Consider the following 12368-nt stretch of genomic DNA (forward strand, 5'->3'; position numbering starts at 1 on the left):
AATCACTCCTAGACTAAAACCTGAGCTTGGAACACTTCATCCGCAGCGGCAAATGATGGTAAAGCAACCGCAGAAGCCTTTTCCCAAGTACCAATTGGATCCATAGAGTTTGTGTAGATCATGTCATACACGTTACCCACGGAATTAATTTGTGCAGTCCCACTAAACTGTGCCAATTCTTCCGGAGTTGGGCCAAATACTTTGTTACCGATGGGATCATCGTTCATTAAGACAAGTCGATTTTCTGGGAAGTAACGGCTTTTGGTAATCTTGCCATCTTTTCCGACTTGAGTATATTTCTGATCATAAGTCCGAAAGATTGGTAAGCCTTGTGCCTGCATGAAAGTATCAAAGTCAGCCTGCCCAAGTGCCCGAGTGGAGTTACCATATACGGCTTGTAAAACCTTCGCATTTGTCGTAATTAAGCGATAAATCTTACGACTAGTCAATGCACGCGTTGGCGTAATATCCATCTTATCGCACCAATCTGTAATATTTTTGAGGATATCCGCGTCAGCATTATCCCAGGTAGCAGCTCCAGTTAAGGCCTCTTGGTGTTCTGTTGGAACTTGATAATCAAGATTAATAACTACTTTGCCGCTTTCATCCGTTAACTCAGTCTTACCTGTAGCAAGCACATCCATTGCAGTTTTTTCAAGCCGGGCCAAAACGCCTTGGTTAAGCACATCAAAGTCATTGTATACGTGTTGCTTTAAGTAACTGGCTTCTGCCGCAGAACGTGGATTCAACATAGCATATAAATCTTGTTCCTTAATTTGCATTTTACGTTTAATCAATGCCAATTCAATAGCGGCTCCTTCTGCGGAACGACTACCGATTTCGGCTTCACTGTCAAAGGCTGCATAAGAAGCAATTACCGGAATACGGTTTTGGCGTTTCAAAATATCAATAGTCAGGGAATTGACCTTGATAGCCGGGAAAAGTTCATCCCCTCGCATGTCTGGATATTGACGATTCAAGGTGTAGTCGATTAGATCATGTTGCGTAAATAAATCTGAAATTTGAGCCATTTGTTATTCTCCTCCTTTATTTAAGCTTGCGCCGTAGTAGCGTCAGTATCAGTAAACGTAATCTTCTTCAATGCGGTAATAGCATCTGTCGCTGGAGCTACTGGTAATCGTTGCCCCAATAGGTAACCTTCTACAATTACACCGACCATTTGAGCACCGTGTGTTACGTCAGCTTCGTCAATCGTGATGCCTTCGGCTTTAGCGTCATTAGTCGGGTAAATAGTACCCGCTGGAATGACTTTGTGACCAAATTTGTCCGTAGTTACTGCATAGCTAGTATCATCAACTTGACGTGAAAATGATACAAACTTTTCAGACGCCATGAAATTCTTTTGTTCTACTGTTCCTTTATCCAATACATAGGCCATAACCTAGTACCTCCTTATTTTGTCGTCCACAGACTGGACTTCGCCGGTTGCTGTGAGTTATTTAATTCTTCCGCCACGGCCGCTCCTTCGGACTTGTTTACAGTGGTGTTCGTCCCCGGTAACGTTGTACCAGATGCTGCAATCCGACCATCGATCGCCTTTTGTAAACTTTCTTTAAATGCCTTAGTGATATTGGTATAAGCTTCCTCAACACCTTTTTCATCTGCAAGCACATCATCACTAAATGCCGCGATAAGCGTAGTGGGTAGATCATCCGCACCTAACTTAGCGGTAACGGATGCCTTGTTGTTACTAATGGCGGTTGCACGATTAGCGTCGGCAAGTTGCTTGGTTAATTGGTCTTTATCATAGTTGGCCTTTTCCAGGTCAGTCATCTTGTCGTAATCTTTTTGCTGCTGAGCTTCACTAGCCTGTTTTTCATCATGTGTTTTAATTGCCGAAGCAATCAGCTTATCAACACTTGATTGCCAGTCTTTTTCGCTAGCAAACGATTTAAACGGCGTATCTGCCTGATTGTCTTGATTGAAGTCGTCATTGTTGCTATTTTGATTGGCGTCGGTTGTGTTAGGCGTGCTATCAGCCGTCTGATTGCCACCTTCATCCCCGCCAGTTCCATTATCACCGTCAGCAAACATCTGTAAATTCATCTTTAGTTTGAGTAGCTTCTTCATAATTAAATTCCTCCATGCCCACGCATTTCCGATAACTCAGGCCACAAAAAAAGCACCCCGTGCATTACTCTAAGAGCCCCACACATTGTGCTAAATTGACCGTGGCGTCATTATCAGACCCACGCATGCTATTTAGTTTGAGTAGTTTAGCGACGTGCTCAGGTCATCATGCTAATCCTGATGGAACATTGTCGAAAGGATCATCGTGGCGGTTTGTATTGCTGTTACTTGGTCATATCCTTTATTAAGTGCTTCTTCATAACATGTTAGAAATGCATCCGTCATGAGCTTAAAGCCTTGCTCCGTGTCATCATCAAAAGCCAGGCCTTTCATTGCCATCTCGGTATAACGCATTAAATCCGAATTCTCTTTACTCATGATATTCTCCTCGTCGTACTAAAAAACGCCCAATCAAAATGATTGAACGCCCTACATTGCAACAATAACGATATCTTGCCATTGGTCACGGATTTTCTTGCCATCAATTACATAATCAAGAATCTCATCAACATCGTCAGTATCTTTGAAGTGATAATCAAAATCACCATTATCTTTAGAAATGATACGTTTGCCCTCACTATCAAAACCAATGTACCACTCAACATCATTGATTTTGATTTGAACCTCCATACGAACATCTAATGCAAATCGAAGTTGCTCCAAAGACTCTAAGTGATCCGAATCAGCTTTTACTCGTCTTACCACCATCTTTATTCACAATCCTTTCTGCAATCGTTAATTTCCGCCCAGGTTCTTCACGCCGGGGAACAACCTTGCCATTTTTCTTTGTAACGTGTAACCAGGAATGCGCATGCGGCACAATCGTGTGTATTTTGGCATTACCATGGTCGGTAAAATCAATGTCCAGCCGGGCCTTTCCAGTCTTACCATAATATCTTCGCGCAACTAGTTGCCCATCGACATAACGGTCAAAAACTGAGTTAGCTTCCTGTTGATACGGAACACCGTGCACCTCACCAAAATTGTGTACATTGTTCAACGAAAATTGTTCGCGTCGAACCTCGCGCGCTACTTTCAACAGGCTTTGGTAACTATCACTGTCATTATACTTCATCGTCTGAAAATCTTCGAATGTTTCGGGTACGTTATCTGCACCTAAAATCCGTTTGTATTCATCATACTGGGTAGAATCATACCGACGATTTCCAATTTGATTATCCAAATTATCGAAAGCTTGCCGACCATGCTTTAAGATTACTGCCTGGCGCCAATTTTGATAAGTAGCATCAGGCTTCAACTTGAGCTTTTCACCAGTAATTGGATCATTCGCCGTCCGTGGTAGCATGTACTTGCTATCTGACAAATAGATGATCGCAACAGTTCGGCAAAACGGATGCAACGGTGGAAAATTTACGTTTACTTCCGCTTCATTCACATTAAATATTCGCCCATCAATATTTCGACAAATCTTTGACGTTCGCATATCTAGCACAGCAACCAGTTGGTACGTTTTAACACCACGCTTTTTCCATTCATTGAGCTTCGTTTGATTATGAAAGTAGTTGGCTTCTGTTCTAATCAATCGTCGTGTATTGTAGCTGCTAGCTCCAAACTCCTTAGCTAAAGCTTGCACCATGTCACGTTCACGCATACCGCTCATTTGCTGTGCAGTGAATAGTTCACTAAGTCGGTCGGCTAGTTGGTCCGTGTTATGCCAAATCCGTTTAGAGTAGTTCTTGCCTTTAAACGGCGCATCTAATGTAGCCTTAACGTACTTCCCTGACAACTCTTTAAACCGTGTTATTGGTTCGTCTGGGTTCACTTTAACTGTTACCATCTCTTTACCCGTTTTAGGGTCAAAGATAGTTCTAGTGTGCATTTTAGGCTGACTATCAGCGCTCACGCCCGGAAGAATGACGTCTTTATCAAAGCCACCTATAATACTCTCGTTAGTTGCCTGATCAAGTGCTTCTTGAATTACCCTGGTATAAAGGTCCGTGGACTTCTCAATCTCAACAGATGCCGCTTGTTTCACCGCAATGTAGCTCTTAGCCTTGAGCTCTTCCAATCTGGTAATACGGCCCTTAGCTGCCATCCGTGATAGATAGTTGGTAACCTGCTTCTTCGACTCTTTATCATTGATATTATCAGCCAGAGCCCGCAACGTTACTAGTTCAGTCGGACTGACTTTCGTGTTAAGAATTTGCTGCGCCTCGGACCCCGTCATTTTACCATCTGTAAAATATCTTTTATATATCTGTGATACCTCACCAGTCAAATAGTTCTGAGCACGCATGTACGCCCTCGCAATGATAGTCGCTTGTTTGGTTGCAGCATCATGTGATTTCTGTTCGCTCTGAACGGCTCGCAGTTGCCAGTAACTTAACTTGCGTTTGTCATCCGCCACTCCTACACCTCCGAGCTTATAAAATCAAATACAGCAAAATTAAAATGCCTGTAATTGGCTTCCATCCAAGCGAAACTAATCCCAGCATTTTAATTATCACGATCACAAATACACCAATCGTTTTAATGATTTTATTCAATTCTGAGTTAATTGCCCTTCACCACCACTTGCAAATTCTGAGGATATTGTGCTGAAATATCTTGTAGTCCGTGTAATAAGGTCTCACACAGAACTTTGTTATCAGCACTGGGCTCAATCAATCCAATAAACAAGCCACCACTTTCGTTAACAGTGGCGTTAGATAGCTCATTAGTGATGGCTTGACCAAGCACCGAAACAGCAGCACAAACTAGGTCATGGCCCTTAATAGCACTATTCGCGTGGCCCGTTATCTGATAACTAACTACCTGCTTTTTGTTTAACTGAAACGTTGCCAGAATCATCCGCAGTTACCTCCTCGTTATCTGTGGCAGGCTCGCCGCCCATAGCTTTCTGCTGTAGCTTGAGTGCTTTTTCCTTTTCCTGATCCAGCATCTTAATCAACTCTTGCGGATCATTGGTCCCAGGCAACCACCCGAGGGCCACTAATTGCGGAATAACACCCTCAGCATTCTTAATATTATTGATGACATCTGCCATATTGACAGGAATATCAGGAACTATATTAATTGTTGCCCCAGAAGCGTCTACCGACTGGCCTTTAAACGTCATAATATTCTGCATTAAGCGTAGTCTCTGCCGAATACCCCGCGTTAAGTATCGCTGCTTAGTCGCTAACAATTGGAGTAAGCCGAACAGCTTGTATTTCATAGCTTCACCGCTAATCGTCCCAGCAAAGTTTTCGTCATTCATGTTAGGGACGTAAGACGTTTGATGAATGTCATCCTTAATCGACTTAACAAGTACTTGTAGCTGTGATTCGTCAAAGCTCTTGGTCAACCATTCAACGCTAGCACCCTGGTCGCCCTTACCAGGCGCTTCTAAGATGCCATCCTTTAAGTTAGCTCCTTCACCGTCCTCGCCCTCATCTAGCGTAAAGCCATAGACTACCAGCAAGGCATCCACGAAGTTCTTTTTATCGGTGATACGGTCTGACTGTAATTCGTTATAGGCGTTGATTAGGCTAATCGTTTGCTCAAAATCACCTTGGCGTTCTTCGTTATTACGATACCCAATCAGTGGGACGCCACTAAAATAGTGTTGAACGGCCTTAGGTTTGCTAACTAAATTAGCATCTGATAACACTCGTCCCGTCTTGGTTCGATACTGAATAATCCAGTGGGCCGTATAGATAGTGATTAGATAACCATCAGCATTACCACGTAGATCTTTCTTTTCCACGTAGTAAATACCAAACAGTGGATTTTTATCCAGCGTGTCATCCGTTACCAGTACGCAGCCGCGCGGATCAATTTTTTCAATTGCCAACTCAGTAGTTGTGTCTGATACTTTTTTAATGTAAAGCAACTCATACGCACACCCAAACACACTTAAATCTTTCTCCATTTCCGTATTATGCGAATCAATATCCATCTGGTCTTGAGCGTCCGTAATAGCTTTAATATCCTTGCCATTCGCCGGTGAAATGGAAACTGGATTACCCGTTGTAAAACCGGTAATCATGTCAGTAATGTATTTAGCATGGTTCGTCATTACCTTTTCATCTGCACGATCCAACTTAGCCGCCATCTCAAGATTACGGTTTAAGATATGCTGTTTGCCCTCATAGTAATGTTCCAACATGTTATAACGGCCAATGCGTTCCCGTTGCTGATCGATAGCATAGTTGATCACTTCGAAACTAGGGTTTTCAATATTACCGGCCAATTCACGGTCAATCGCAACATTGGAACCCCGCTTCTTGTTCAAATCATATTGCATCCGCTCACCTCTATCCTCTTAATCCCTTTGGCTTCTTAATTGTCCGTGCCTTGAGCCGTTCGTGTGTGTTATAGATGGCATACCGTAACGCGTCCATTACGTCATCGTTAAGCTTGACGGGTAAGCCCGTAGCCTCGTCCCAGACATACTGGTAGATTTCATCTAAAAAGGCATCAATTGCTTCTTTAATAACAAAAAAGTGGCCTTGCTTCATGCACTTAGCCACTGACTCAATTCCTGATAAAACTGATTTTTTAGCGTTGAACGCTTTGAGCCCTTCACGTTGGAACCGGGCAACGTGTTCTGGTCGCGCGCTATCAGCCCAGAACTTTAATTTCTTGCCGTAGCGCTCCTGAATCTCTTTGGCAATCGTAACCCAATAGTCAATCTCTTCAAACTGACGTGTATGTTCTTCAATTAAATAAGTATTGCCGTCTCGATCATCTGCCATAACTACGATTGTTCCCTTATGCTCATAGCCCCAGTCAACGCCACAATAGTAATTTAAGTTGTCCGGTAACTTCGAACGCGGAATAACCATGGTATCCTTGTTAAAGTCCCTGTACACCATCCCTTCACCAGATACCCATAAGCCAAGAATTGAGCGATCATAGAACATTCCTGCAGGCGTACCAGCTTTCTTGCGTTCAAGATACTCCTTCGGTAAGAAAGTGTTGTCATCAATCGTAAAATGATAACTGACAATGCCGGCCTTAGGATCGTTATTATCAATATAGTTCTTCTTCAGGTAATGCGTTGGTACGTCTGGGTTAGTATCACAAATAATCCGTGCATCAGGTGCCGAACAACGATCAAGGATTTCATTAAACACCGCTTCGTTTGCCAATGAAGCTTCATTCACATAAGCTCCAAAGCTTGTCATACCACGGATAGCACCAAGCCCAGCAATTGAACCAGTAAACGTTTGAACGACTTTCACGCCGAACAGCTTGAATGAACCGTGCTTATCAAACTTAAAATCAATTCCATATTTGTTTGTCAGTTCTTGCAACACATTGTTTTGTAATGATTTACTAGAATAACCCGCTAGAATATACATGGGCTCATCGATGTCCAGCTCGTCAGCCACTGCACGTATCCGCCGTAACTCCATCAAGAAGATATCATTATCAATTACCGTTTTACCAGAACGAACGGCACCATAGTTAATCAACAGCCGCCAATCATTCCGCTGCAATACCGTTTTCATCACATCGATTTGCTTTGATGTATACAAGTTAGTTATCGTGATCATCATTCCCCTCAATAGCGTCATCAATCTTATCTAATAATTTAGATACTTTGGTTTCAGTATCATCGCCTTTATCATTAAGAATGTGCGCCTTAGCTTCAACAATATCAGCTTCGAATTTAAGCTTTCGTAATTTTTGCTTAGCGACATCACCATCGTTGTAAAAAAGCTTAGCCAGACTGTCTAATGCTTTTTGCTTGTCATACAGTTTAACGACTAAGCCATCTTTACCACGATGGATATCTTGCACCAACGACCAATCGATTTGATCACTGGGCTTTAAATAAATGTCGGCAACATGCTTCTTAACTGGGTTATCGTCTGTATCTAAGAACACATTTCCATCCGTATCTTGCACTGTCTCTTCGTGAACTTTGTAGTCCAGAACGTCCCCCAGGCTGGCAAATGCCTGCTTAGCATATTCGCTGGCAATATCATTAGCAGTCACGTACAGTTCGGCACGTTGCTGCTTTTTTAGCTTGGCGAGCTGGCGTTTTACTCCAGCATTTCCCAGCATTCTTGGACCATTACGTAACGCAACCTCGTAACTGCAACCATAAGCTTTTTTATACGCCCAGGATGCATTAAAACGTTGCAAATAAAAAAGGCAAAACAACTTCTGCTTCTCAGTCAGCTCGTTATTTGCCTCTAATTCATTTACTATTTTAGGTGCAACCTTGGGTGCATCTTTTTTTCGTTTTGGTTGCACCTTTTTACTTGCGGATGCATCTTTTTTCCAGCCATCACGTGTACGCCATGATTTCAACGTTCCAACTGGTACATCGTATTTAGCCGAAATATCTTTATACTTCATTCCGGCCGCGTAATCTTTCCCCGCTGCTTTTCGTTTGTCCATTACATACCACCACACCTCCATTAATTGGAATTAATTAGTCTAGCTCAATTGCTTAATGCGTTTTGAGAAACAATAACAACGCTTGAATAAATTAATTTGAATCCACGATACAACGTAAGAATGCTTATTTTCGTCGTATTTCGTCATGTAATGATGTACCATTTGCTCGCCCTCCTTTATTTTTAATATGTAATTCACTAATCTAGTAAGTCGTAAGTTTGCTTAAAGATATCAGGCTTGCATGGGTAAAACTCACCGTGAACTCCTTTGATGATGTAATCACCCCGCTCAGCAAGCATATCGCCTTCCAATGTGTGAATGACTAACTTTACATCAGGTGTGCCTTTATTTTCAAAACTGATTACACTTTTTTTAATGGCTTCACAAGCCCATTCTGGATCTTCTTTTTGGTCATAGTCTCCCGTCCATTTGAAACAATCAATAACTACTGGTTTCTTTTGTGCTTTCATGCTGTACCTCCTTATTTTTATCCAAACTAAAAGCGCCATGCTGTTTAGCACGACGCTTCATCCATTTATCTAAGTGGGCATCTATCTCTGCTTCTTGTGGCGTGACGTAGCCGTATTTTGTGTTAATCATCTTTGCCATGAGTTGCCTCGTTGCTTGAACAGAATGGATATTGTACCCCGAATAATTCTAGATTCACTTTTTTCAAATCATCCTCAATAGCCTTATTGTCTTTCATATTCATTGTGACACCTCCTAATCATATGTACAAAAAAAGCCTGACATAAGTCAGACACCTTTATCATTTTATAATCCTAGATTATCATAGACCGAATCTGGGTAATAATACATTTTTTTCTCGTTATTTTTTCTGTGATGTGCATCGCTGTCAGGCCAATTGTCCATTGCGTATTTAATCGCCTTCTCATAATATGGAACAGAAATTGATAGGTCAGTTTTCAATTTCGTTGGAAAACGTTCACTATCTACACGCTTATTTTTGTCAATATTAACTACGATTATTGGCAATTCTAACTTTATTGCTACCTCAATTTCCCATCTCACAAATTTCCTAAGGTTCTTAGTATGCTCGCCTAATAAGAGAATAAACAATTTTGAGTTAGCAAAGCGTACTCTCAACTGTTTCTTAATACTTTCCTCCTCACTATCATCATAAGATTTATTTAAATCATGTGCATTGTTCAATTTAAAATCATCATGCGTATTTGCTGCCCATGCTTGAATCATTCGATAATAATTCATATCTTCGTCTCCATCAAACGCGACGTACACTTTATTTCTGTAGGCCATAAAATTGACTCCTTAATTGAAAATAATTAATTTCCTTATTAGTCTCTTTATCCAAGAGAATAACTAATTTGGTTGGCTTCTTAAATTTAATTCTTCGAAGCTTAAAAGTCCAGAGTATAGTATCTAATATTTCTGTAGATTCATATCTGTCATGATCGAGTCTAGTTATTCCAGAACCAAAAAGTGTTATAACTACCGTTCTTCCAGCATAAAACTCATCTATTTCATCCCAAAAGTTAATTAAAAATTTAACATAATCTTGAATTGATAAATATGCTCGATTTTTCTCATCAAAGTGAGTCAACGCTGTCAAAAAAACATCTTCTGAAAACTTGTGAATTGATCCAAGCTCGTACTTTGTTTTCTTGCCAGTATGTCTATCACTATTGATTTGTAATTTGTGCCTATGCTCTAGTCTTGAATCTCCATCAATAGACGCATCTAGTTGTGAAACACTATCAACCTTATTATCAATAAATTGGCCATTAAGAGAACTATGTGAAATTATTTCATCGTCAACTTTCGTATCAAAATATTCATTGAAAGCGAACACTTTGATAAATTTCTTATTATTATAATATTTATCGCTGAATATATCTCCTTGCTTTATTACAATTTCTGAATTTCCAACTTTTAGCCCGATTTTTCTAATCAAATTAGCACTGATCAATTTATACAAGTAAAAGATAATCATGAAAATAATAAAGCCGACAAGCATCCAGCTTCTAATCATTTCTTTAAAGTCACAAAACGACAGCAAAGCTCCAATGACTCCAAATAACCAGCCCCCACTTGTTGAAACCGACCTCCATAACTCCTTATTGAAAAAACCTACGTCCATACTTTCCATGAGCCCCCTAGCAATCAAGTCGTATAGCACTATACTACCTCATTGTTATTACAAAAAGAAGGGAACAAACGGAAAATATAAAAGCATCCATATTACATAAAAGTATAGATATAATTATTAATACTAAAGAAATAATAAGTTTCATAAACTTAAGATTTTTCATCAGAACTTCCCTTTCATTACCTAAATTTATGTATCAAAAAAAAGCCCGGTTCCGACCCCGGGCTTTAACTAATAGACAATGCCGGCGGCAGAGAGAAGCGCATCACCCCTTATAAATCCGCCGGCTACACAGATAGCTGGATTTGAACCAGCATAGACGGTTTTGGAGACCGCCATCTTGCCAATTAGATCATATCTGCTTAACAGACGGGCCGTCATATCAACTTAATCAAGGAGGCAACACAAATTGTACACCTGTGCCCGTCTAAAGTGGCGATGTGGAATCGAACCACATGCAGCATAATAAATACCGTATTTACCTTAATCCGCCACATACAACGGTTAGAGCTATCAGAAAAACGTTTATTTGTCGCCCTAACCAATTATCGATACTACTAATTTACCACCAATTTATTGCTATGAAGTCCGGCTTGAGTTCGGAAAAAGTTCGGTTAAAGTCCGGCTTGAGTTCGGTTTTGATAAATATTCAGATCTTCTAGGTAATAGCTCTGTGCAAACTGTAGCATTGCCAATGGCTTCCAGCGGTCAAAATACTGAGTCTTGCTGTAGCCAATATCCATGTAGCACATCGTGTCGCTGTAACCTTGTAGATATAGCCGATCTAATATCTCCTGGCACTCATGATCACAGCGAGCCATGGCCTGAATAGTCTGTCGGACAATCTGCTCTGCATACAGGCGGCGTGTAATCCGATCCTCGGCCGAGTTACCAGCTGGGGACGACTTAGGCATGCCATCCATGCTAGGCGATTTTAAATCAGCGACCGAATGGCCGGACGCCCGAACTGCTTGCGGTAACTTCTTATCCAGGAACCGCCGCACCTGTTTAATTGTTTTCTCCTGGTCAATTGGTGGAAAAATTTCATCTGAAATAACTTGCTGTTCGCCCATCATGCGCCCCTCCGCTTTCGTATGCTATAATTAATTTTGTAGGAATTAGTTGTAGCGCAATCAGCATTGGCAGCGCCTTTTATATGTTATACTTACAACGGTCATTCGAGTGGTCCTGTGACTAGTCGCCCTAGTAGGCGGCTTTTTGTTTACTCTCGCGCTCACTCAACTCCATAATGTCAGCAATGAAGTCCTGGCCAATTTGTGCCTGTTGCTCAGTTGTTAGCGCCGCGTTCATTTCCAGGTTGGCAACCGTGGCTTTCATTTGGATTGCTTTGGCGTATTCGGTGTCAGTCATGTTTTCCCTCCACCACATATCCGTCTAGCCATGCACGGGCAAAATCGTCCTGGTTCTCAGCAATCCACAGAGATAAGTCGCTAACCCCTGCTAGTGCCTCATCTAAAACACCAAACAGTGTTTCTTCCTGTCTGACAATTTCAAGATACCCCGCTACCTCTTTTGGAATTACTGGCAGTTCGGCATACGTCTGCTTGAATATCGCATCAGCAATTAACCAGCGTTCACCATCAATATCAGTTGCTATCCAGTCACCAACGCATAATTTACCTGACCCTGTTAGATATACTTCAGGGCTGTGGTGAGTTCCAAGCATTGTTCCTGCGTCAATTAATTCATACTTATCAACCATCTCATCGCTACCATCAAACTGTTCGGCCTTGATAGTGGCCGTTTTACGATAAACTTTAATCATTGTCGC

General features: G+C 41.4%; 17 protein-coding genes and 1 tRNA gene. All 18 read right to left on the minus strand.

The window, feature by feature from the left end; all coding sequences use genetic code 11:
* Positions 1 to 8: 8 nt before the first annotated feature.
* The 18 genes from LP667_RS10615 to LP667_RS10695 all read right to left on the minus strand — a co-directional run bounded on the left by LP667_RS10615 (position 9) and on the right by LP667_RS10695 (position 12362).
* Positions 9 to 1031, minus strand: a complete 1023-nt coding sequence (locus tag LP667_RS10615; RefSeq protein WP_033611979.1) for a major capsid protein — start codon at positions 1029 to 1031, stop codon at positions 9 to 11.
* Between the two features lie 20 nt (positions 1032 to 1051).
* On the minus strand, positions 1052 to 1399 hold the full coding sequence (locus tag LP667_RS10620; RefSeq protein WP_056988498.1) for a hypothetical protein: 348 nt from the start codon (positions 1397 to 1399) through the stop codon (positions 1052 to 1054).
* Positions 1400 to 1413: 14 nt separating this feature from the next.
* Complete coding sequence (locus LP667_RS10625) at positions 1414 to 2091, minus strand: capsid assembly scaffolding protein Gp46 family protein (RefSeq protein ID WP_033611981.1); 678 nt, start codon at positions 2089 to 2091, stop codon at positions 1414 to 1416.
* 171 nt (positions 2092 to 2262) lie between these two features.
* A complete protein-coding gene (locus LP667_RS10630) occupies positions 2263 to 2469 on the minus strand; it encodes a hypothetical protein (RefSeq protein ID WP_033611982.1) in 207 nt (68 codons plus the stop codon).
* Positions 2470 to 2520: 51 nt separating this feature from the next.
* Complete coding sequence (locus tag LP667_RS10635) at positions 2521 to 2799, minus strand: hypothetical protein (RefSeq protein ID WP_003642815.1); 279 nt, start codon at positions 2797 to 2799, stop codon at positions 2521 to 2523.
* Positions 2774 to 4459, minus strand: coding sequence for a minor capsid protein (locus tag LP667_RS10640; RefSeq protein ID WP_056988497.1), 1686 nt, complete (start codon positions 4457 to 4459; stop codon positions 2774 to 2776). The genes LP667_RS10635 and LP667_RS10640 overlap by 26 nt, the downstream gene beginning before the upstream one ends.
* A 146-nt stretch (positions 4460 to 4605) precedes the next feature.
* A complete protein-coding gene (locus tag LP667_RS10645) occupies positions 4606 to 4902 on the minus strand; it encodes a ribosomal-processing cysteine protease Prp (RefSeq protein WP_056988496.1) in 297 nt (98 codons plus the stop codon).
* Positions 4859 to 6340: a phage portal protein gene (locus LP667_RS10650; protein WP_056988495.1), complete on the minus strand. Its 1482-nt coding sequence runs from the start codon at positions 6338 to 6340 to the stop codon at positions 4859 to 4861. Before LP667_RS10650 ends, LP667_RS10645 begins: the two co-directional genes overlap by 44 nt.
* 10 nt (positions 6341 to 6350) lie before the next feature.
* A complete protein-coding gene (locus tag LP667_RS10655; protein ID WP_056988506.1) occupies positions 6351 to 7592 on the minus strand; it encodes a PBSX family phage terminase large subunit in 1242 nt (413 codons plus the stop codon).
* The gene (locus tag LP667_RS10660; protein ID WP_225428789.1) at positions 7579 to 8448 is read right to left on the minus strand and encodes a terminase small subunit; all 870 of its coding nucleotides are present in this window, start codon (positions 8446 to 8448) and stop codon (positions 7579 to 7581) included. Before LP667_RS10660 ends, LP667_RS10655 begins: the two co-directional genes overlap by 14 nt.
* Positions 8449 to 8645: 197 nt before the next feature.
* Positions 8646 to 8918 carry a hypothetical protein gene (locus LP667_RS10665; protein ID WP_056988493.1) on the minus strand — a complete coding sequence of 91 codons (273 nt, stop codon included), beginning with the start codon at positions 8916 to 8918 and terminating at the stop codon, positions 8646 to 8648.
* On the minus strand, positions 8887 to 9057 hold the full coding sequence (locus tag LP667_RS16750) for a hypothetical protein (RefSeq protein ID WP_056988492.1): 171 nt from the start codon (positions 9055 to 9057) through the stop codon (positions 8887 to 8889). Before LP667_RS16750 ends, LP667_RS10665 begins: the two co-directional genes overlap by 32 nt.
* Positions 9058 to 9222: 165 nt before the next feature.
* Entirely contained in the window at positions 9223 to 9726 is a 504-nt protein-coding gene (locus LP667_RS10670) for a TIR domain-containing protein (protein ID WP_056988491.1), read from the minus strand.
* The gene (locus tag LP667_RS10675) at positions 9710 to 10576 is read right to left on the minus strand and encodes a macro domain-containing protein (RefSeq protein ID WP_225428790.1); all 867 of its coding nucleotides are present in this window, start codon (positions 10574 to 10576) and stop codon (positions 9710 to 9712) included. The genes LP667_RS10670 and LP667_RS10675 overlap by 17 nt, the downstream gene beginning before the upstream one ends.
* Positions 10577 to 10866: 290 nt before the next feature.
* Positions 10867 to 10938, minus strand: a tRNA-Trp gene (locus LP667_RS10680).
* A 252-nt stretch (positions 10939 to 11190) separates the two neighbouring features.
* The gene (locus LP667_RS10685; protein WP_056988490.1) at positions 11191 to 11652 is read right to left on the minus strand and encodes an ArpU family phage packaging/lysis transcriptional regulator; all 462 of its coding nucleotides are present in this window, start codon (positions 11650 to 11652) and stop codon (positions 11191 to 11193) included.
* 127 nt (positions 11653 to 11779) lie between these two features.
* Positions 11780 to 11947 carry a hypothetical protein gene (locus tag LP667_RS10690; protein ID WP_080440469.1) on the minus strand — a complete coding sequence of 56 codons (168 nt, stop codon included), beginning with the start codon at positions 11945 to 11947 and terminating at the stop codon, positions 11780 to 11782.
* The gene (locus tag LP667_RS10695; protein ID WP_056988489.1) at positions 11940 to 12362 is read right to left on the minus strand and encodes a DUF1642 domain-containing protein; all 423 of its coding nucleotides are present in this window, start codon (positions 12360 to 12362) and stop codon (positions 11940 to 11942) included. The genes LP667_RS10690 and LP667_RS10695 overlap by 8 nt, the downstream gene beginning before the upstream one ends.
* Positions 12363 to 12368 lie beyond the last annotated feature (6 nt).

It is taken from the genome of Lactiplantibacillus paraplantarum (genome assembly GCF_003641145.1).
Lineage (GTDB): Bacteria > Bacillota > Bacilli > Lactobacillales > Lactobacillaceae > Lactiplantibacillus > Lactiplantibacillus paraplantarum.